We start from the raw sequence: 22,253 nt of genomic DNA, 5'->3' as shown, positions 1-22,253 counted from the left end.
TCAGACGGACATTGTGTCGTTAACTGAACTGTTGTCGGTATTGGGTCGGGTTCAGGCCCAGTTTTTCACTGAACAGAAAGCGCATATGCCGCACGCTGCCAAAGCCTGCGTGGAACGCCACGGTCTTGAGCGGCAGGTCGGTGGTTTCCAGCAGTTGCCGGGCACGGTCGATGCGTGCGCCCTGCAAGAACGCCATGGGCGTCATCTGCACGTCCTTGGCGAACAGTCGCGCAAAATGGCGTGCACTCATGCCGGCCAGTTCGGCCATGGACTCGATGGTAAACGGCTGATCAAGATTCGCCAGCACGTGGTTCTGCACGCGGGTGATCGCGGTTTCCTGGGGCGCTACCGCAGCCGTCATGGGGCTGAACTGGGCCTGGCCACCCTGGCGCTTCATCACCACCAGCAAGACTTTGGCCACATCCACCGCCACTTGCTTGCCATGGTCCTGGGCAACCACCGACAGGGCCAGGTCGATACCCGCAGTGACGCCGCCGGAGGTAATCAGGCGCCCGTCCTGCAAGTAGATGCGGTCGGTCTCGACGATGGCCTTGGGAAAAGCCTTGATCAAGCGCTCGGTGTAGTGCCAGTGGGTGGTCACGCGGTGCGCGTCGAGCAAACCTGCATGTCCGAGCACAAAGGCCCCGGTGCAGATCGAGCCGAAGCGCCGGGCACGCGGCGCGGCGGCCTTCAGCCAAGGCAGCAACGCGGGATGGCACTCGTTATAGGCACCTGGGCCACCCGGCACCAGCAGCAGGTCATAAGCCGCCTGGGCCTGTTCCAACAGTAGATCGGTCTGGACCACCACACCATTGGATGCCCGCAACGGACCAGGCTCCGTGCCAATGGTCAGGATCTGGTAGTGATCGGCCGCCGGCAGGTAGCGGTTGGCAATCGAAAACACTTCAAGCGGCCCGGCCATGTCGAGCAGCAGGAAGTCCGGAAACAGCGCCATGGCCACGGTTTTCATAAGCGGGAAATGTCCATCGAGAAGAAGTGCGACGGGCATTATGGCACGACTTTTACTGTCAACTTGAGGTTGACAGTCATTCTATTTTGATCTTCTTAATCAATCACTCGTTAACCATTAACCTTCTTCTCAACGCAAGCGCCCTGCATCTCGCAGCCTGCGCTCACTTGAGGACTGGACCATGCTGACCCTTCGCAAAGCTTCCGAACGCGGCGCCGCCAATCACGGTTGGTTGAAGTCGTTCCACACCTTCTCTTTCGCCAACTACTGGAACCCCAAGGAGCAGGGATTTTCCGACTTGCTGGTGATCAATGATGACCGTGTCGCCGCGGGTAAAGGCTTCGGCCAGCACCCCCACCGCGACATGGAGATCTTCTCCTATGTGCTTGAAGGCGCACTGGAACACAAGGACACCCTGGGCACTGGTTCGGTGATTCGCCCCGGCGATGTGCAACTGATGAGCGCCGGCAGCGGCGTGGCCCACAGCGAGTTCAACCACAGCCAGCGCCTTGGTGTGCATTTCCTGCAAATCTGGATCGTGCCCAACGAAGCCGGCGCCAAGCCACGCTATCAGCAGGAGCACTTCAGTGAAGCGCAAAAACGTGGGCGCTTGCAGTTGATCATCTCGCCGGACGGCGCCAACGGCTCGCTGAAAGTGCGCCAGGACGCGCGGGTGTATGCCGGGCTGTTCGACGCTCACGAAAGTACCCGCCTGGAGCTGGCACCGGATCGCTACGCCTACGTCCATGTGGCACGCGGCAGCGTTGAACTCAATGGTCAGCGCTTGCAGGAAGGCGACGGTGTGCGAGTGCGGGACGAGCGCCAGATCCGCCTGAGCCATGGCGAGGACGCCGAAGTGCTGGTGTTTGACCTGCGCCCCAACGAACTGCCGCAGATGCCATGACGGTCACGGTGATGGCCCCGTAAGCGGGACCATCGCTGGCATCGATAGTCACCATCAGCGCAATGAAGTTCTCTTAAAACATGCAGCGCGTAACATCAAACCCATGCCAAACGGCACCCAACTAAAGCACTCGGAGCACACCATCATGAAACGCCAAATCCTGCTTAGCCTCGCTTTCTCGGTACTCGCTGCAAACGCTTTTGCCCACCCGGTAGTCGCTGAAGGCGGTGCCGACCGGCTGATAGAAACCCGTGTTGCCGAAGGCGGCGCGGATCGCTTGCAGGAACGTGGTCTGGCCGAAGGCGGTGCTGACCGCTTGCAGGAACGTGGCCTGGCCGAAGGTGGTGCTGACCGCTTGCAGGAACGTGGCCTGGCCGAAGGTGGTGCTGACCGCTTGCAGGAACGTGGTCTGGCCGAAGGTGGTGCCGAGCGTCTGCTGAGCTCCCACGTATAACCCCGCGCTGTTTGCGGGATACCCCAAACCGGCCTGATCAGCCGGTTTTTTCGTCTGCGATTTGCTCGGCTGTCAGGTCGCCTCCGGGGGAAGTCGAATCGTCGCAGCGCCCCTTCCACATTTGAGTCAGCCCTGGACGATCAGGAATTTCTTGCGATACGCCGCCGGCAACATACCCACCCGCTGCTGAAACAGGCGCCGAAACGAATTGCTGTCTTCATAGCCAACGGCATAGGTAATGCTGTCGAGCGTCATGCGCGTTGACTCAAGCATCTGCTTGGCCCGTTCCAGACGCAGGGTTTGCAGGTAGCCGATTGGCGTATGACCGGTGGCGTCCTTGAAGCGGCGCTTGAAATTACGCACGCCAAAGCCGAAGCGCCGGGCCACCTCGTCGATCACCAATGACTCGGTAAAGTGCTGCTCCAACCAGTGCTGTACGCGCAGAATCTCGCTATCCCCGTGGCTTTTGGGCAACGACCACATGGCATACACCGACTGTTCGGTGCGCCCGGTATCGATCAGCAAATATTTGCCGCAGGTATAAGCCAGTTCCGCAGAACCGAAGCGGCGGATCAGGTGCAGCATCAAATCCATCGCCGCCGTGGCGCCACCGCAGGTAATCAAGCGGTTTTCTTCGCAGAGGATCTGCCCCTCATCCAGACAGACCTGGGCATAGCGACGACGGAAGAACTCGGTAAACGCCCAATGGGTGGTGGCGCGCAAGCCCTGCAACAGGCCCGTTTCGGCCAAGAGAAACGCGGCCGTGCACATCGAGGCCAGCACTGCGCCACGACCATGCTGCTCACGCAACCAAGGGCCGTAAGCGGCAAACGTCGGCAAGACTTCCTTGAGGGTAAACAGAAAGCCTGGGATCAATACCAGGTCGGTCCGGGCCACCTGCGCCACGCTGCAATCCACCTCCAGGCGCTGGCCGCCCCATGTCACCACCGCCTGCCCATCCAGGGAGGCCAGCACCACCTCAAAGCACGGGCTATCCGCAAAAAGGTTGGCCGCACTGAGTACTTCCATGGCGAGGGTGGCATTGGCAGCGGAACATCGGTCAGCCAGAAGCAAGGTAATGTGCATTTAAAAACCAGTTTGCGCTTTTCGCATGAAATAAGTCATTTGCGCACCTACCTTATCCGATTCCTCGCCTTTACAGTGCGGTCATTGTTCAACTGTCTGGCGTCTTTTCATGAATCTCTGGTTTCGATTACTGCACATGCTATTGCGTCGCCCCTGGCGCAAACCGGTACATGGCCTGGCCACTACGGTGGTGCGCATGAGGGTTTGGCCGTTGGACCTGGATCTGAACCGGCATGTCACAAATGGTCGTTATTTCACCCTGGCAGATGTGGCGCGCATGGATTTTGTGTTGCGCACGGGTGCCTTTCGTGTGGCGCTGCGCCACAAGGCAGTGCCGATCGTAGGCGATACCTGGGGCAAGTTTCGCCGCGAGTTGAAGCTGTTTGAGGTATTTGAAGTGCACACCCGAATGCTCGGCTGGGACCACAAGTGGAGCCTGATGGAGCACCGCTTCGTCAGCCATGGCCGAGTGATTGGCGTGGTGGTGATCCGTGGAGTGTTCCGCGGCGCCAAGGGCAACGTGCCGCCGTCGGATTTCGTGCGCGAACTGGGTCTGGAAGAGACTTCGCCGCCTATGCCCCAATGGCTCAGCGACTGGGCGCGCAGTTGCGATCAGATGAGTGCGCAACTGCGGGCAGAGGAGCAAGATTGAAAAACCCTAGCTTTTCGGCTTCAGCTTCTTCAAGTTGGCTTGACCATCCTCTCTGGCAACGTACAAGAAACTCTTGCCTTCCTGCACTTTGAACAGCACCTTCATGCCGGCCAGCCTCTCCAGGTCCTTGCGTGCGGTGTTTTCCGAAATGTCATAGTCGTGCGTGAGTTCCTTGGGCGTAAAGATGCGCCCAGGGTGGTGGAGCACTTTTTTCAAGAAATGCCCTTGTCGGTAATTCAGCTCAGCCTGCAATCCAAGCGTACCCAGCCAGCCCATCAGTTCCACGGCTTCTTTACGTTTGCTTTCAAAGTACGCCATGAATTCGTTAATGGCGCGCTCGATAACCCTTAATTGATAAATGACGAAATAGGTCAAATCAAAAGCGTCGGTTTCCGTATGAACATATGAGCGCCCATATTGCATGGGTGCCTCCTTGAGCAGTGTGCTGATGGAGATGTACTCAAAGGGCCAGTAACCGCTTTTGAGCATGAACCAGTAAAATAAACACCGCGCAGTGCGCCCGTTGCCGTCCCTGAATGGGTGCTCATAACCGAGCATGAAGTGCAGGATGATCGCCTTCACCACGGGATGGATAAAATGCCTGCCGGCTTGGCCGTCATGTCGGTCATTTGCAAACCGGCAAAGCGCTTCGAGCCTGTCCGGCAGCAGCGCTGCCTGAGGAGGTTGGTGAACGACTTCTCCCGCAGCCCCGCCCACAAAAATATCGTCAGCGATTCTAAGCTGCCCAGGATGAACGTCGTCCTCTTCAATCCCCGCCGTAGCGATGCCGTGAAACTCACAGATCAGCGCGATAGAGAGGTTTGCATCCTTGCTGTATTTGGCCCGCTTCATCAGATGATAGTTGTTCAGGATCATCCGCTCATCGTCATTCTGCGGCGTGCGCTCCTTGGCCAACATGTCCTTGGCGATCTTGCGAGTGGTAGCAGCGCCTTCCAACTGGGCACTGGAGATTGCCTCCTCCATCATCAATGAATCGACCAGATACTGAGTGTTGTCGCGGTATTGAGGAGAGGAAGCAGTCGCCCCTCCTAGCCTGGACGTGACTGACTCCACGGCATGAATCACCGCGTCGCAAAAATCAGTGGTGTACAGGAAAAAAGGCCTGCCGCATTCACTGCGCAGCTCCAAGGTTTTGCTCGCACACGCACGGGACATTTTGATAGCGGCCCACGCGGCCTCTTTGTTGAGGCCCGGTGCGGGATAACGGCGAAACTCATCCCAGTGCAAATACCTACCTTTGTCGTCGATCGCCTTGAAAGTGCGAGCCAGCTCGAAAATTTCCAGGCCGTGGCGTTTTAATAACACCTCGAAATCAACCGGTTTCTGGATCTTAGCCATGGCCGAAACTCAATTTATTAAAATTGAGTTGATCGTTGCGTACGGACCTGAAGGTGTCAAGGTCTACCGCGCAGTCATGTCTCGCGCTTGACCTTCAAATGCCGCGCATACCAAGGCCGCCGCGGTACGCGTTTGAACAACCCCTTGAGCAGGTCCTCATCGGCGCCGAAGGTAATACGCAGGGCCAGTTTCATGATTTCCGGGTCCATTTCCATCGAGCGACCCTGCTGCAAGCCCGGCGTGGTGCTGCAACCGTGGGTGTCCGGGCCCAGCCAGGGGTCGCCCACTTCAACCCAACGGCCCGGCGCAAACCAGGCCACACCGTTGACTTCAAGGCGACGCACTTCGCCCGGATTGAAGCGCTCGTGGGCGCGGAACCAGTCTTCGATGCGGTCATCGATCCAGCCGTGGAAGTGCCAGAACACCGGATTGACGTGGGATGAAAACGGATCGCCAAGGAAGTCATTCTCAGGCGCATACCAGCGTGCCGAGAAGTCTGCTGGGTCACGGGCGAACGGCACAGGTGCGCCGTTGGACGGGTCGCGGGGCACCGAGGCCCAGCGCATGTGCAGCCAGTCGTGCAGGCCCAGCTCCATCTCCGAGCCCAACTGGCCCAGTGTCAACTTGGCCAGGTAGCGCGGGTCGCGGTATTGGGATTCCCAGACCTGGAAGTTGCTGTGGTAGGTCTCGGCCGCCTTGATATCACTGACCCACTGGGTGTAGTCGGCGTCGTCCGGCGCCGACCAACAGGGCGGCAGCGCGAAGCCGTCGTGGTTGTCGAAGTAGCGCACAAAGCCCAGGCGATCACGCTCCAGCGCCGGTTGCGGCGCGGGGAATTGCGGCCACGACGGCAGGTCTTGCATGGAGCGCGCAGTACCGAGCATATGCCGGTGCATGAAGAAGAAGTCGATGCCCGAGCCATTGCGATCCTTGCGTTTGCCGCGGGCATCGCGCTCCTGGCCACGGGGCCCCGGTTGCCAGCCGATGCCACGCAGGGCCTCGCGTTTTTCTTCGGAGAGCTTGTGCCACTGGTCACGCGTGGCGTGCCACAGTTGGTGAAACAGGCGATGTTCGGGAGAAACCAGCCAGGCCAGCAACGTGGGATTCAGACCGATGCGTTGTCGAGCCTCGGGGAACAGCTGTTTTTGCGCGATGAAACGATTGTCGCGCTCGATCAACGCCAGGGGGCGATCGAGGTCGAGGATTTGCCCGCTGAGCGTGGCGCTGCCGGCATTGCCGAAGGCAGCCCAGACTTCATCCAGGGTCATCTTGAACTCATAGGCCGGCACACCGCCGACTGAGTCGCGGTCGATCAACCGCCAATAGAGCACGGCGCTCTCGCCCGTCAGCAGGTCGCCCAAGACTCGATAGCGTGGCTCGCCGTCGGCACGCAGGTTTTCGGCGGTATCCAGGTAACCCCGCAGCCCACGGCCACGAGGGGCGATGTCGAGCAGCAGCTCCAGGCCGTGCAACGGCAAACCCGCAAGGCCGGCATCGCGCCCTGCCAGGCGCAGGCTCCAGACGCCACGCAGGGTGTTCGCCAGGTGCTGGCCCTGGGTGTCGGCCAGGTCCACCGTGGCTTCGCCGGGGGTGATGGGGAATTCTTCTTCCCGCGTCAGCTCGCGATGGGCATAAAAGGCCGCCGGCACGGCCGCGCCGGTCAGCGCCAGGCCTGCGATGAACCCACGTCGAGAGATTGTCATTGGCTACCTTAGGAAACGGCTTGATCAGAGCTAGAACGTTTGCAGCCCGCTGAAATTTACCGTCGCGCCAGTGCTGCCTAAATTTCCCCCGCCAGCGCTCGTTCTTCCCTGATAGCAAAGGCCGCAACTGACTGAGATGGCAATGACAAAATCACGTTCGAAAAAGGCGTTGTATATCGGCCTGCCGTTGGCCCTGGCTATCGGCGCCGGGGCCGGCTTTCTGGTCTGGGACCAATGGTTCAAGGGCAACGCCGGATACCCGCTGGAGGTGATCAAGCAGGCCAATGAAATGCAGGATCGCCTGTTGTCGTTCGACAGCCACATCACCCTGCCCCTGGATTTCGGTACGGCAGGCAATGAAGCCGACAAGGATGGCAGCGGCCAGTTCGACCTGGCCAAGGCGGCGCGGGGCCGATTGTCGGGTGCCGCACTGACGATCTTCGGCTGGCCGGAGATCTGGAACGGCGACAACGCCCCGCACAAGCCCACCGACGGTTTTGTCGAAGAGGCCCGCCACGAGCAGGAGGTGCGCTACAAGATCATCTCCGGCATGGTGCGCGACTTTCCCAACCAGGTGGGCATCGCCTACACCCCGGACGATATGCGGCGCCTGCACGGCGAAGGCAAGTTCGCGATCTTTATCAGCATGCTCAACGCCTACCCGCTGGGCAACGACCTCAACCAGCTGGACCTGTGGGCTGCACGCGGCATGCGCATGTTCGGGTTCAGCTACATCGGCAACAACGCCTGGTCCGACTCTTCGCGCCCGCTGCCGTTTTTCAATGACTCGCCCGACGCCCTTGAAGGCCTGTCGCCGATCGGCCGGCAGGCGGTGCATCGCCTGAATGACCTGGGCGTGATCATCGATGTGTCGCAGATGTCGACCAAGGCCCTGGAACAAGTCGCGCAGTTGAGCCGCACGCCGATAGTGGCATCCCACTCGGCGCCTCGGGCGTCGGTGGATATCCCGCGCAACCTCAGCGACAAAGAACTGCAACTGATCAAGAACAGCGGCGGCGTGGTGCAGGTGGTGGGCTTCCCCGCGTACCTGCGCCCCTTGAGCCAGCCGACCCAGGACAAGCTCAACACCCTGCGCGCACGCTTCGACCTGCCACCACTGCCCAACCTGGCCATGGCCTTGATGCCCGGCGATGCAATCATTGCCGCCTGGCCCGAGCAACGCTTCGGCGAGTATGCCGGCGCGCTCTACGCCATCCTTGAAGAAGAACCCAAGGCCACCCTCAAGGACCTGGGAGACGCCATCGACTACACCGTGCGCAAGATCGGCATCGATCACGTCGGCATCGCCTCGGACTTCAACGACGGCGGCGGTTTGCAGGGCTGGGAGAACGTTGGCGAAGTACGCAACGTCACCGCCGAATTGATCCAGCGCGGCTACTCCGAAGCCGATATTGCCAAACTGTGGGGCGGCAACTTCCTGCGGGTTTGGGACCAGGTACAAAAAGCCGCCAAACCATTGGCCAATCGCTAACCAGCACGAAGTAAGTCCATGACCGACCGCCGTACATTTCTCAAGCAGGCCGGCGTCTTTGCCGCGAGCCTGCCACTGGGCGCCGCACTGCTGCCCGAGGCACTGGCAGCCACTGCAAACAACCCATGGACGGGACTCAAACAGCTGTTCAACCAGGACCCGGACTACCTGCACTTTTCCAACTTCCTGGTGGCTTCGCACCCCAAGCCGGTGCGCGAAGCCATTGAACGCTACCGCCAGCAGATCGATCGCAACCCCGGGCTGGCCATGGACTGGGACCTGGAGGAGACCTGGAAGCGCGAAGGCCAGGTACGCGAGTGGGCCGGCCGCTATTTGAAGGCCAAACCTGCACAGATCGCCCTCACCGGTAGCACGTCCGAAGGGCTGGCGATGATTTACGGCGGGATCAAGGTGCGCGCCGACCAGGAAATCCTCACCACCGTGCACGAGCACTATGCCACCGAGTTCAGCCTGGATTTCAGAGTGCGCAAGGAGCAGACCCAGGTTCGTAAAATACGCCTGTTCGAAAACGCCAATCAGGTATCGGTCGATGAGGTGCTGAGCAATATCCAGCGCAATATCCGCCCCAACACTCGCGTATTGGGCATGACGTGGGTGCAGTCGGGCAGCGGCGTGAAATTGCCCATCGGCGAGATCGGCAAGCTGGTGGACGAACACAACCGCAACCGCGACGAGCCGGACCGCATTCTCTATGTGGTCGACGGCGTGCACGGCTTCGGCGTCGAGAACCTCGACTTCCCGGACATGCACTGCGACTTCTTTATATCAGGCACCCACAAGTGGATGTTCGGCCCGCGCGGCACCGGCCTGGTGTGCGCCCGCGAGACCGAAAACAAATACGTCACACCGATGATACCGACCTTCTCGGAAGACAAGGACTTCGCCACGACCATGACACCCGGCGGCTACCACGCCTTCGAACATCGCTGGGCCGCCGACGAAGCCTTCAAGTTGCACCTGCAGTTGGGCAAGGCGCCGGTACAGGCACGCATCCATGCGCTCAATACCGAACTGAAAGACCAGTTGCTGGCTCACTCGCAGATCGAACTGGTCACACCACGCAGCCCCGAGCTGTCGGCGGGCTTCACCTTCTTTCGGGTCAAGGGCCAGGACAGCGATGCAGTCGCGGCCCACCTGATGAAAAACCGCGTGGTGGTGGACGCGGTAGACCGTGACGTCGGCCCGGTGATTCGCACCTCGCCCGGCCTGCTCAACAATTCGGCCGAGATCCAGCGCTTCATGACCTTGCTGAGCCAGCGGTTATGACCTTTTTCCCTTTGAACGAGATGCCCACATGACTCCATCCCGACTCAAACCCCTGACCGCCCTGGCGCTCACCGCCCTGTGTGGCGCCCTGCTGCCCAACCTGGCCCATGCTGCCGCCCCGCAGCCGGGCAAGGCTTTCAAGGACTGCAAGGACTGCCCCGAGATGGTGGTGCTGCCCGCCGGCACCTTCACCATGGGCACCCCGGAAGATGAAGTGGGGCGCGAGCCCGATGAAGGCCCGATGCATGAAGTGACCTTTGCCAAGCCGTTCGCCATGAGCCGTTTCCACATCACCGCCGGCGAATGGGACAGTTACGTGCGCCAGACCGGCGTGAAGATCGCCAACGGCGACGACCGCCCCGGCCGCGAATGTATCGCCAGCAAGCCACGCTACCCCCAGGGCCCACGCCAGCCGGCAGTGTGCATGGACATGGACGACATCAAGCAATACGTGAGTTGGTTGTCGAAGAAGACTGGGCACACGTACCACATGGTCAGCGAGGCCCAGCGTGAATACGCCGCGCGCGCCGGTACCACCGGACCGTTCCCCTTCCCGTTCGACGAGGGCAAGGGCTACAGCATCGCCAGGCACGCCAACACCTACGGCCCGGCGGACGGCTATAGCTATTCGTCGCCGGTCGGCAGCTACCCGCCGAATGCGTTCGGGATGTATGACATGCACGGCAATGTGTATGAGCGGGTAGCCGATTGCGAGCACCCGAACTACATCGGCGCACCGACTGATGGCAGTGCGTGGGTGGAGCCGAACTGTGAGGCTTACCAGATTCGCGGCAATGACTGGGGCGAGGCGCCGGTGTTTTCACGTTCGGGCAATCGCAACAACATCTATCCGCAGACACGCGGGGATTGGATTGGCTTTCGGGTAGTGCGCGAGCTCTAAATTGTGGGAGGGGGCTTGCTCCCGATAGCGGTGTGTCAGCCACCCATGCATTGACTGACATGCCCTCATCGGGAGCAAGCCCCCTCTCACATTTAGATCCCATGCACCAGCAAGATTGTGCTCAGCCTTGTTTGGCCAACAGCTCCAAGCCTTCGTGCAGCGCCGGGAACAGGCTGTTATTGAAGTTGTTCCAGCGCAGTTCGAGGATGGTGTCCTCGGGCGAAATCTCTGTCTTGAGCACGTCGTGGAACACTTCGCCGGAGTCGATACCGTTATCCACGTAATGGAACGATGCACCGGTCAGGTACAGCGGCTCGCACGGCTGCGTCCGCCTGGTCGCCCAATCTACAACCACTTGCCCACGCGCACCGTACAACGCATTCCAGGTGGCATAGGCCCCACGGCGCTCGTAAGGCGATTCGATGCGGGTGATGCCCGGGTGGATATTCATGATGCGACGGGCAAACGGCGCCCCCGGACGCACCAACTCATCAAGAATCACCAGCAAACCGTCAAGCACCACGATGTCGGCCTTCAACTCCACCAGGGTGTCATGCAGGCGCCGCTCGAAATCCTGCTTGCCGGCGATATGTTCGGCGCTGCCCCGTGGCAGCCGGCGATAGGTGGATGGCACGCTCAGCAGCAGGTCATTGACCAACTTGCCCTGCACGCGCAAATCCGCCGGGTACAACCACTGGCGGCCCGGCTTGTAGGCGAAGCCATAGTCCGCTACCAACTGCTGGTCGCGCGGGTTTTGCTCATCGTCGTCATACACCACGCCCACCAGGTTGTAGACCTCGCCCAGCGGCGTGTCGTTGAGCGAGCCCACCAGAAACTCCAGCACCGACTTCATGTAGCGCTCGTGGTCCTTGTAGGCCACCGGCTGCCCGGCCTTGTCGGCAGCGGCATTTCTCAGGGACCAGACATACACCAGGTTCTTTTTCGTCATTTGTTTCGCTCTCGCTGAAAGGGCCACGCACAGCGTCGATACGCGTGCGCCTACACAACAAGAACGAACCAGGCCCCAGGCAATTTATCGCTCACTGCCACCGCCTGGCGCACCGAGCTAAATAGTCACGCCGATGCTTCGTTTGTCATGGGTAAGGGTCTGTGTGCCCAGCCCCCTCTTTTTCATTTCCCGGGAAGTATTTATGACCGACCCCAAGCGCGGCGCCTTCAAAGGTTTGCTCGCATTGCTCCGGCCCTTTCGCACCATTGTGACGGTCTCCGTCGCCCTCGGCATGGTCGGCGGCCTGGCCATCACCCTGCTGCTGGCAACCATCAACAATGCTCTGCATTCCGAGGGCGGCATGACACAGGGCGTGGTCCTGACCTTTGCCGCCTTGTGCGTGGTGGCGCTTATCAGTTCGATCATTTCCGACATCGGCACCAACTATGTCGGGCAACGGATCATTGCCGCCCTGCGCAAGGATCTGGGTGAAAAGGTGCTGTCAGCTCCGATCGGGCAGATCGAGCAGTATCGCTCCCACCGCCTGATCCCAGTGCTGACCCACGACGTGGACACCATCAGCGATTTTTCCTTTGCCTTCACACCCCTGGCCATCGCCGCTACCGTTACCCTGGGCTGCCTCGGTTACCTGGCTTACCTGTCGGTGCCGATGTTTCTGATGATGGTGGTCGCGATCATTGTCGGTAGCGCCGTGCAGTTCATTGCCGGCGGCAAAGGCATCCAGGGCTTCGACCTGGCCCGCAGCCACGAGGATGAATTGCAGCGCTATTACAATGCGATTGCCTCCGGCGCGAAGGAATTGCGCATGCACCGCCCGCGGCGGTTTCGCATGAACACCCATCGCATCCAGGAAACCGCTGACCGCATCAGCGACATCCAGGTGCGCTCGGTCAATATTTATATTCTGGCCAAGACCTTCGGCTCGATGCTGTTCTTCGTGGTCATCGGCCTGGCTTTGGCGATGCAGGCGTACAACCCCAACCCTGACCCTACGGTGATTACTGGTTTCGTGCTGGTGCTGTTGTACATGAAGGGTCCACTGGAGCACCTGCTGGGTTACTTGCCGGTTGTGGGCAAGGCCAAGATTGCCTTTGGGCGCATCAGCGAACTGTCGGAGCGTTTTTCTTCGCCCGAGCCCCACTTGTTGATGGACGACAGTGAAGCGCCAAAGCCGCTGGTCAACAGCCTTGAACTGCGTGGCGTCAGCTACAGCCCACCAGCGGTAGAAGGCAGCCAGCCGTTCCATCTGGGGCCGATCAACCTCAGCATCAAGCAAGGCGATATCGTATTTATCGTCGGCGAAAACGGTAGCGGCAAGACCACCTTGATCAAACTGCTGCTGGGCCTGTATCCGCCTCAGGCCGGCGAGATTGTGCTCAACGGCACAGCGGTGACCGACCCTGAACGCGACGATTATCGGCAGTTGTTCACTACGGTGTTTTCTGACTACTACCTGTTCGACGATTTGGTACAAGGCAGCGCCGCCCAGTCCCTGGACAGCGCGACCAAATACCTGGAACGCCTGGAAATCGCGCACAAGGTCAGCGTCAAGGATGGCGTGTTCAGCACCACCGACCTGTCCACCGGCCAGCGCAAACGTCTGGCCCTGGTCAATGCCTGGCTGGAGGAGCGCCCGGTACTGGTGTTCGACGAATGGGCTGCCGACCAGGACCCGGCCTTTCGCCGCATCTTCTACACCGAGCTACTGCCGGACCTCAAACGCCTGGGCAAGACCATCATCGTGATCAGCCATGACGACCGTTATTTCGACATTGCCGACCAATTGGTGCGCCTGCGCGCCGGCCAGGTGTTGCATGAAATGGAGCCTGCATGATGCATCGGAATATTTTTTCCGGTTTTGCGAAGTAGGAACGTCTCACTAGTGGTAATGAGAACCAGCCTCAATAAACACTTATAATTGCCCACTTAAAACACAGAAGAGAAAGCATCCATGCCAGCACGACTCGGTCTCAGCCCCCTGAGCAAAGCGCTATCCATGCGCCGGGCCCTGAACATCAACCTCTTGCCGAGTACCCTGGCGCTGGCTGTGTCGATGCCAATTGCAGGTTATGTGCAAGCCCAGGAGATCGAGCTGAATATTCCTGCACAGTCGCTGGGGAGCGCACTGCAGGAATTTGGCCGCCAGACCAATGTGCAAGTGCTGTACAGCCCAGGCGATGTACAGGGCAAGAACAGCCGCGCCGTCAAGGGCAAGATGCAGCCGCAGCAGGCCATTGACGCGTTGCTGGCTGGCAGCCAGACCACCTATAGCCTCAATGGCAATACCTTGACCGTTGCCGCCGCCAGCAGCGGCGGTTCAATGGAACTGAGCCCGACCCAGGTGACAGCCAACTACCTGGGCAATATCACCGAAGACTCCGGTTCCTACACGCCGGGCACCGTTGCCACGGCTACCCGCCTGACCCTGACGCCACGGCAAACCCCACAGTCGATCACGGTGATCACGCGCCAGCACATCGAAGACTTTGGCCTCAACAACGTTGATGATGTGATGCGCCACACGCCGGGTATCACGGTTTCAGCCTATGACTCCGACCGTACCAACTACTATTCCCGTGGCTTCTCGGTCAACAGCTTCCAGTACGACGGTATTCCGTCCACCGTGCGTAACGTCGGTTACTCCGCAGGCAACACCCTGAGCGACATGGCGATCTACGACCGTGTCGAGGTCCTCAAGGGCTCAACAGGCCTGCTCAACGGTGCCGGCTCCCTGGGCGCGACCATCAACCTGGTCCGCAAGAAGCCAACCTCGGAATTCAAGGGCCACGTCCAACTGGGCGCGGGTTCCTGGGACAACTACCGCAGCGAAGTGGATGTGAGCGGCCCGTTGACCGACAGCGGCAATGTCCGTGGGCGTGCCGTGGCGGCGTATCAAGACAAAAAGTCCTTCATGGACCACTACTCGCGCAAGACCGAAACCTACTACGGCATCACCGAATTCGACCTCTCCCCGGACACCATGCTGACGGTGGGCTTCGATTACCAGGACAACATTCCGCAGGGGTCGAGCTGGTCCGGGTCCTTCCCACTGGTCAACTCCAACGGCAGCATCAACAAGATGCCGCGCTCGTACAACAACGGCACCACCTGGAGTTCCTGGGAGCAGAACACCCGTACCGCGTTCGCCATGCTCGAGCATGACCTGGGTGACGGCTGGGTGACCAAGTTCCAGCTCGACCACAAGATCAACGGCTACCATGCGGACCTGGCTTCGATTCAGTTCATCCAGCCGAAAGCCGATGGCACCGCCGAGATCAACGGGCAGAAATACACCGGCGAAACCAAGAGCACGTCGGCCGATCTCTACGCCACCGGGCCGTTCAGCCTGTTTGGTCGCGAACATGAACTGGTGGTGGGGGGGTCCATCGGCACCTCGCGCTGGCAAGGCAAGGGCTACTGGTCGCCGGAATGGCCAGGAGGCAACAAGGTCGATTTCTATAACTGGAACGGCCATATCGCCAAACCGATCTACGGCCCGGCCCAACAGCACATCGATGACACCATTCGCCAGACCGGCTACTACCTGACCGCACGCTTTAACGTGATAGACGACCTGAACGTGATCCTGGGTGGGCGCGTGGCCAATTATCACGTCACCGGCAACAACCCGTCCTACAAGGAAACCGGCCGATTCATTCCTTATGCCGGTGTAATCTACGACCTCAACGACAACTTCTCGGTGTACGCCAGCTACACCGATATTTTCCAACCTCAGGAAAGCACCTATAAAGATCGGAACAAAACGCTGCTGGAACCGGATGAAGGGCAAAACTACGAGCTGGGGCTGAAGGGCGAATTCTTTGAGGGTCGCCTGAACACCAGCATTGCGTATTTTGAAGTTCACGAGACCAATCGGGCTATCCCGGACGATGCCTACAACAACCAGACCCCAGCCCCAGACGGATTTCAGTATGCATTCAAGGGGTCCAAGGCAGTCACCAAAGGCTACGAAGCGGAGATCTCCGGTGAGTTGAGCCCAGGCTGGCAAGTCCAGGGCGGCTACACCCATAAGATCGTGCGCGATAACAAAGACAAGAAAATCTCCACTTTCGAACCCGAGCACCAGGTCAACCTGAACACCACCTACAAACTCAAGGGCAGCCTGGACCAGTTCACCATCGGTGGTGGCCTGCGCTGGCAGACCAAGGGCTGGAATTCAATCTGGAACGGCGTGACCAAAACCAACCAGGACATCACTCAGGAATCCTACTGGCTGGTGGACTTGATGACTCGCTACCAAGTCACCAAGAACCTCTCGGCCACCGTTAACTTCAATAACATTTTCGACAAGTCCTACTACAGCAACGTGGGCTTCTATGACTCAGCCGCCTACGGCGAACCACGCAACGTGATGGTCAGCACCCGCTGGGACTTCTGATCGCACCCCTTGATCGACCGCACGCCCGGTGAGAGTTGAACGCTCACCGGGCGTTTTTTGTCGTACGAAAATAGTCTGTGGCTGCTTCATTGATCGGCATCAGCCAAAAAGACTATGCCGCTCACCCACAAAAAACCCGGATACAGGATCCGGGCTTCTCGTAAAGCGGCGGCTTACCTCATCGCATCCACCAAACTGCTGATGAACACCGCGCTGTCGATGATGCCGTCATGATCAGTCTCAATCATCACCGAGCGCTCGATACGCCCCTGGCTGATCACCGTCGCCATTTGCTGCTCAATCACGTCCTTGAATCGCCCTGCCCGGCTCTTGGCTGCCCACCAGCAACTGATGGGAGCCTTGATTGGCTTGAAGTCCGCCTGCAGCAAGCGCTCACTCAGTGCCCGGTCAACGTCCCAGGATATCTGCGCCTCATTGCCACGCAGCAGTTCCTCTTTGACGGCAGTAAATGCTTCGCCCAAGGTCTGTTCAGCCCAGCTCACGAATCCCAGCCATTGCTGCGCTTCATCCTCGGTATCCCGCCGGCATTGCTGCCAGGCACCCTGGATGGACTCGGCAAATTCGGGGAACATCACCCCCAACAAGGCGGCACGGCGCTCATTGGCTGAGACTTCGAGGTCGTCCTCGACCTCCACAGCATCCCAGTAGGGTTTGACCCACTGCGGCGGCGCAGCGTCGATCCAGCCTACAAACTCAACCTCGCGGCCGGCTTGCTCCAGGCCGTAGGCCACTTCCATGGCCAGATTACCGCCCAACGACCAGCCGGCCAGGCGGAACGCGCCATGGGGTTGGGCCGCCAACAATTGCGCGGTGTAATCCTCGACCATCACCTGCCAATGCGGCACCGCGGCGCCGTCTTCAGCCAATGCGCGACACATTACCCCGTACACCGGGCGCTGCTCACGCAGGGCCAGAGCAATCGCGGTGTAGCAATGCACCGAGCCGAAGCTTGGGTGGAACATGAACAACGGCGTGCCTTGCGTCTGCTGGTTAAGCTTGACGATCAACGACGCTCGGCTATCGCCCTGCAAACACTTGACCTGCCCCGCCACGGTGGGGTTAAGCATCAATTGGCTGACGGACAGGTTCACGCCGCTGACCTTGCGAATCCGCTCCTTGAGCATCAGCACCCGCAGCGAATGGCCGCCGAGTTCGAAGAAATTGTCGCGAAGCCCCACACGCTCCACTTCCAGAACCTCGCGCCAGATCGCCGCGATCTGCTGCTCGATCTCGGTGACAGGTGCCTGGTGTTGCTCAGCGCTCTGAGCCTCAGGCTTGGGCAGTGCCTTACGGTCCAACTTGCCGTTCGGGCTCAGCGGCATCTGCGTCAGCACCACCCACTGCGCCGGGACCATGTAGTCCGGCAACTGCGCGGCCAGGTACGCAACCACCGCCGCCTTCCAATCCTCAAGCGGCTGCTGCAGCACCAGGTAACCCACCAGGTGCGTGCCGTCCACCGCCAGCACTGCGGCTTCGCGGACACTGTCGAGCTCCAGCAGGCGCGCTTCGATTTCTCCCAACTCGATACGCAGGCCACGCAGTTTGACCTGATGGTCCATGCGCCCGGCATATTCGATCACGCCATCGTCGCGATAACGCGCCAGGTCACCGGTGCGATACAGACGTGTGCCGCTACCGAACGGGTCAGTCACAAAACGCTCAGCGGTGAGTGCCGCACGGCGATGGTAACCCCGCGCCAAGCCAATACCTCCCAAGTACAATTCACCCAACACGCCCACCGGTGCAGGCTCCAGATTGTCATCCAACACGTAGCAACCCAGGTTGGCAATCGGTCGGCCAATCGGCACGGCATCGCGGCCTTCCTCGACACAAGTCCAGTGGGTCACGTCGATAGCCGCTTCGGTGGGACCGTACAGGTTGTACAACCCGGCGTGGGGTAACTTGGCGAACACCTGTTGCTGGGCGTCCGCGGGCAATGCCTCACCGCTGCAGACGATGCGTTGCATGCTCTGGCACGAAGCAACTGCCGCGTCTTGCAAGAACGCTTGCAGCATGGACGGCACGAAATGCAGCGTGGTGATCTGCTGCGAGTTGATCAGGCTCACCAGCCTGGCAGGGTCACGATGATCCCCCGGCGCCGCCACCACCAGGCGGGCGCCGGTCATCAACGGCCAGAAGAATTCCCATACCGACACGTCAAAGCTGAATGGGGTTTTCTGCAATACGCTGTCGCGGGCGTCCAGACCATAGGCCTGCTGCATCCAGCACAGGCGGTTGGTCAGTGCGTTATGGCGGTTGCCGGCGCCCTTGGGTTGGCCGGTGGATCCAGAGGTGTAGATCACGTAGGCGAGGTTTTCGCCATGCACGGTAATATCCGGGTTGTGGCTGCCGAACGCCTCCAACCACGCATCGCCCTGCTCCAGCACCAGAGTGTTCACACCCGCTGGAACCGGCAGCTGCGCCAGCAGGTGGGCCTGGGTCAACAGCAGTTGCACGCCACTGTCTTGCAGCATGTAGGCCAGACGGTCACCGGGGTATTCCGGGTCCAGCGGCACATAGGCGCCACCGGCCTTGAGCACCGCCAACAGGCCGACCACCATTTCCACCGAGCGCTCCAGCGCCAGGCCCACCAGCACATCCGGGCCGACTCCGGCCGCCATCAAGCGGTGCGCCAGCCGGTTGGCCCGGGCGTTCAACGCGCTGTAACTCAGGGTTTGCCCGTCAAACACCAACGCCTGCGCATCCGGCGTGCGCAATACCTGAGCCTCGATCAAGCGGTGTACTGCTTGATCGAGCGGGTAGTCCACCGCCGTGGCATTCCAATCCTGCACCACCAACTGACGCTCGGCCTGCGCCAGTGACGGCAACGCGCCAAGACGTTGACTGCCATCGGTGGCCAGGGCCAGCAGCAACTGCTGGAAGTGCTCGGCCAAGCGCTGGATATGCGCGGTGCTGAAGGCCTGGCGGGCGTAATTGAATTCCAGGCCCAGTGTCTCGCCGAGGGCCAACAACACGGTCAATGGATAGTGGGTCTGCTCCAGGCTGTGCACTGCACCAAACCGCAACCCCGACGGTGCACCCTGCTCCAGCGCCTCGGACACCGGATAATTTTCAAACACCAGGATACTGTCGAACAGGGCTTCACCGCCCAGCCCGGCCCAACGCTGGATCTCGAACAGCGGCGTGTGTTCTTGCTCACGCAAGCCAACGTTCTGCTGCTGGAGCTGCTGCAACCAGTGGCTGACCGACACCTGGGCATCCGGCGTCGCCACTACGGGCAGCGTGTTGATGAACAATCCGACCTGCTGTTCAATCCCGCGAAGTTGCGCCGGACGCCCTGCCACCGTGGCGCCGAAGGCTACGGTGGCTTGCCCGGTGTGGTGATGCAACAGCAACAACCAGGCGCCTTGCACCAGGGTATTGAGGGTCACCTTGTGGCGCTGGGCAAAGGTTCTAAGCTGTTCGGTTTGCGCGGCATCCAGGCTCAAGCGATGTTCGCCATTGACCGCCAGGACCGCGTCCGCCTCAGACTGTGCGGAACGGGACAGACGCGTAGGCTCTTGCAGGCTGGCCAGTTGGTCTTTCCAGAACGCTTGACTGGCAGCTTTATCCTGCGCCTGCAGCCAGGCGATATAGTCACGATAACGCCCGGTCGGCGCGGGCAGCGCCTCGCCCGCATACTGTTGCAGCACCTCACCGAACAGCTGCGAACCACTCCAGCCATCCATCAGGATATGGTGATTGGTGTAGATCAGGTGGTAGCTCGATACCCCCGTGCGCACCACCGTCAAGCTCAGCAACGGCGCCTGCTCCAGCACAAAGCCCTCGGCCCGTGCCGACTCGGCCAAGTCATCAAGGGCCTGGTTGCAGTCTGCACGCGTTTGCCAATCCAACTGCACAAACGGCAGGTGCGCCTGCTTGTAGACCACCTGCAAAGGCTGCTCAAGCTCCGCCTGCCAGACAACACCGCTGCGCAGGATCTCATGACGCTCCACCGCCACCTGCCATGCCTGGTGGAAGCGCGCTGCGTCCAGGCCCTGCACATCAATGCGCATCTGGTTGATGTAGTCACCCGAGCCTTCGCCGTACAGCGATTGGAACAACATGCCTTGCTGCATCGGTGACAACGGGTACAGGTCTTCGACCTCGGCCACGTTCAGCGCCAGGCCATCCAACTGTGCCTGGGACAACCGCGCCAGGGGGAAGTCCGACGGCGTCACGCCCTGGTGCGTCGACTCACAGCAGTGGTCGATCAGCGCCTTGAGTTCAGTTGCATATTCATCGGCCAGGCATTGCACCGTCGCCTTATCGAACATCGCCTGGCTGAAGCTCCAGTTCAATTTCAGCTCGCCGCCAAAGACTTGGCCATTGATCTCCAGCCAGTTGCCCAAAGGCGCCTGCTGGCTTTGCTCGGCACCGCTGGCATCACCGGTCGGTGTGAACAGCCCTGGCTGTTCGCCATTGTCAAAACTGGCGTCAAACTGCCCCAGGTAGTTGAAGGTAATACGTGGGCGTGGCAAGGCCGCCAGCGTCAGTTGCGCCTCGGTATCGCCCAGGTATCGCAATGCGCCAAACCCCAGGCCCTTGTCGGGCACGGCGCGCAATTGCTCCTTGATGTGTTTCAGGGAAGCACCCAGGGAGTCAGCCGGAACCAATTGCAATGGGTAAAGGCTGGTAAACCAACCGACCGTGCGGGTCAGGTCGATCTCATCGAACAGGTCTTCACGACCGTGGCCTTCCAGCCGTATCAACATCGAGGCCTCGCCGCTCCAGCGTGTGATCACCCGCGCCAGGGCGGTGAGCAGCAGGTCGTTGATCTGGGTGCGGTAGGCACTCGGCGCGTCTTGCAGCAAGCGTCGCGTATACGTGCCGTCCAACTGCGTGCTCACGCTCAGCGCCAGCTGATTGCTCAAGCTTGCCAGTGGATCAGCGCCGGGCAAGCCGACCGGGCTGCCTTGCAATTGCGTCTGCCACCAGGCCAGTTGGTGTTGCAGCGCAGCGCTACGGGCATAGATCTGCAAGCGTGCGGCCCAGGCGCGGGTGGCGCTGGTCTTGGCCGGCAACGCCACAGGAGCGCCCTGCGCCAGTTGCTGGTAAGCGCTCTGCAGGTCTTCAAGCAGGATGCGCCACGACACACCGTCCACCACCAAGTGATGGATCACCAGCAACAAACGCTGGGAGCCATCGGCCAACTGCGCCAACACAGCACGCACTAACGGTCCGACAGCCAGGTCGAGGCTGCGTTGGGCTTCTTCACCCAGGGCGTCCAGCTCCTCGACGCTGTTCAAGGTGGTTTGCCACAGCACCTGTTCAGCCTGGTGCTGATCGGGGCCGCGGTAAGCTGCGCTCCAGCCTTGCAGCCCCTCGACGAAAGTGCTGCGCAAGGCATCGTGATGCACGATCAACGCCTGCAGTGCCGCCACCAGCAGCGGCGCCTGCAACGGCTGGTGCGGTTGCAGCACCACAGACTGGTTCCAGTGGTGACGCTGGGGAATGTCATCGGCAAAGAAGCCTTGTTGCACTGGCAGCAGCAGCAACTCGCCGGTCAGGGCCGACTGGTCCAGTTGCACCGTGCCCTCGCCTTCCCGGGCGACGGTCGCCAGGCTTTGCACAGTCTGATGCTGGAACAGATCCTTGGGCGTGAAGCGCACCCCGGCCTGGCGAGCCCGGCTGACCACCTGGATCGAAATGATCGAGTCGCCACCCAGTTCGAAGAAGTTGTCATGCAAGCCGACTTGCGGCAGACGCAGCACGTCGGCCCAGATGGTGGCGATCTTCTGCTCCAACTCGCTCTGAGGTGCCACATACACCTGCTGCATCTGGCTCACATCCGGCAGCGGCAAGCCCTTGCGATCGAGCTTGCCGTTAGGGGTCAGCGGCATACGTTCGAGGAACATCAAGTGCGTCGGCACCATGTAGTCCGGCAAGCGGGACTTCAACGCGCGACGCAAGGTTTCGCGGCCGTTTGATTGAGCGACTGCGTCGTCCAGAAGTGTTGAGTCCAGCGGTACGACATAGGCCACCAACTGCTTGCCGGTCGGGCCCTCCTGGGCGACCACCACGGTTTCACCGACGCTGACCTGCTCGCGCAAAC

At 60.4% G+C, this 22,253-nt stretch carries 14 protein-coding genes; 8 read left to right on the top strand and 6 right to left on the bottom strand.

The annotated features are described in order from the left end of the window. Positions 1 to 19 precede the first annotated feature (19 nt). Positions 20 to 970 (bottom strand): GlxA family transcriptional regulator, encoded by a 951-nt coding sequence (locus tag E4O97_RS07710; protein WP_248161082.1) that lies wholly within the window; start codon positions 968 to 970, stop codon positions 20 to 22. Between the two features lie 181 nt (positions 971 to 1,151). Here E4O97_RS07710 and E4O97_RS07705 point away from each other — a divergent pair, with 181 nt between their 5' ends. Both E4O97_RS07705 and E4O97_RS07700 read left to right on the top strand, forming a co-directional pair. Next, the gene (locus E4O97_RS07705; protein WP_248161081.1) at positions 1,152 to 1,874 is read left to right on the top strand and encodes a pirin family protein; all 723 of its coding nucleotides are present in this window, start codon (positions 1,152 to 1,154) and stop codon (positions 1,872 to 1,874) included. A 145-nt stretch (positions 1,875 to 2,019) separates the two neighbouring features. Next, positions 2,020 to 2,328, top strand: coding sequence for a hypothetical protein (locus tag E4O97_RS07700; RefSeq protein WP_248161079.1), 309 nt, complete (start codon positions 2,020 to 2,022; stop codon positions 2,326 to 2,328). A 126-nt stretch (positions 2,329 to 2,454) separates the two neighbouring features. Here E4O97_RS07700 and E4O97_RS07695 read toward each other — a convergent pair whose 3' ends face one another. Beyond that, positions 2,455 to 3,414, bottom strand: coding sequence for a helix-turn-helix domain-containing protein (locus tag E4O97_RS07695; protein ID WP_005787652.1), 960 nt, complete (start codon positions 3,412 to 3,414; stop codon positions 2,455 to 2,457). 109 nt (positions 3,415 to 3,523) lie between these two features. On the opposite strand from E4O97_RS07695, the gene E4O97_RS07690 reads away from it, so the two are divergent. Further along, positions 3,524 to 4,066 (top strand): acyl-CoA thioesterase, encoded by a 543-nt coding sequence (locus E4O97_RS07690; RefSeq protein WP_223018670.1) that lies wholly within the window; start codon positions 3,524 to 3,526, stop codon positions 4,064 to 4,066. Positions 4,067 to 4,072: 6 nt separating this feature from the next. Here E4O97_RS07690 and E4O97_RS07685 read toward each other — a convergent pair whose 3' ends face one another. Together E4O97_RS07685 and E4O97_RS07680 are read right to left on the bottom strand one after the other, a co-directional pair. Continuing rightward, positions 4,073 to 5,425, bottom strand: a complete 1,353-nt coding sequence (locus E4O97_RS07685) for a Fic family protein (protein WP_078821109.1) — start codon at positions 5,423 to 5,425, stop codon at positions 4,073 to 4,075. A 74-nt stretch (positions 5,426 to 5,499) separates the two neighbouring features. Further along, positions 5,500 to 7,128: a PvdJ/PvdD/PvdP-like protein gene (locus E4O97_RS07680; protein WP_248161077.1), complete on the bottom strand. Its 1,629-nt coding sequence runs from the start codon at positions 7,126 to 7,128 to the stop codon at positions 5,500 to 5,502. Positions 7,129 to 7,270: 142 nt separating this feature from the next. Here E4O97_RS07680 and pvdM point away from each other — a divergent pair, with 142 nt between their 5' ends. From pvdM to E4O97_RS07665, 3 genes are read left to right on the top strand one after another with little or no spacing between them, the layout of a single operon-like run. After that, entirely contained in the window at positions 7,271 to 8,620 is a 1,350-nt protein-coding gene (gene pvdM / locus E4O97_RS07675; RefSeq protein ID WP_103734412.1) for a pyoverdine-tailoring dipeptidase-like protein PvdM, read from the top strand. Between the two features lie 18 nt (positions 8,621 to 8,638). Next, positions 8,639 to 9,907 carry an aminotransferase class V-fold PLP-dependent enzyme gene (locus E4O97_RS07670; RefSeq protein ID WP_248161075.1) on the top strand — a complete coding sequence of 423 codons (1,269 nt, stop codon included), beginning with the start codon at positions 8,639 to 8,641 and terminating at the stop codon, positions 9,905 to 9,907. 28 nt (positions 9,908 to 9,935) lie between these two features. After that, complete coding sequence (locus E4O97_RS07665; RefSeq protein WP_248161073.1) at positions 9,936 to 10,808, top strand: formylglycine-generating enzyme family protein; 873 nt, start codon at positions 9,936 to 9,938, stop codon at positions 10,806 to 10,808. A gap of 121 nt (positions 10,809 to 10,929) precedes the next feature. On the opposite strand, the gene E4O97_RS07660 is transcribed toward E4O97_RS07665, so the two are convergent. Then, entirely contained in the window at positions 10,930 to 11,757 is an 828-nt protein-coding gene (locus E4O97_RS07660) for a N(5)-hydroxyornithine transformylase PvdF (RefSeq protein ID WP_078821104.1), read from the bottom strand. A gap of 202 nt (positions 11,758 to 11,959) precedes the next feature. Between E4O97_RS07660 and E4O97_RS07655 the strand changes: the two genes are divergently transcribed. Together E4O97_RS07655 and E4O97_RS07650 are read left to right on the top strand one after the other, a co-directional pair. Beyond that, entirely contained in the window at positions 11,960 to 13,612 is a 1,653-nt protein-coding gene (locus E4O97_RS07655) for a cyclic peptide export ABC transporter (RefSeq protein ID WP_216091223.1), read from the top strand. Between the two features lie 117 nt (positions 13,613 to 13,729). After that, the gene (locus E4O97_RS07650; RefSeq protein ID WP_078821102.1) at positions 13,730 to 16,177 is read left to right on the top strand and encodes a TonB-dependent siderophore receptor; all 2,448 of its coding nucleotides are present in this window, start codon (positions 13,730 to 13,732) and stop codon (positions 16,175 to 16,177) included. Positions 16,178 to 16,350: 173 nt separating this feature from the next. Here E4O97_RS07650 and E4O97_RS07645 read toward each other — a convergent pair. Next, on the bottom strand, positions 16,351 to 22,253 hold a 5,903-nt coding region (locus tag E4O97_RS07645), incomplete at its 5' end, for a non-ribosomal peptide synthetase (protein ID WP_248161071.1).

Source organism: Pseudomonas sp. W15Feb34 (assembly GCF_023127765.1).
In the GTDB taxonomy this organism is placed as follows: domain Bacteria; phylum Pseudomonadota; class Gammaproteobacteria; order Pseudomonadales; family Pseudomonadaceae; genus Aquipseudomonas; species Aquipseudomonas synxantha_A.
This window is presented reverse-complemented; position numbering and strand designations above follow the sequence as displayed.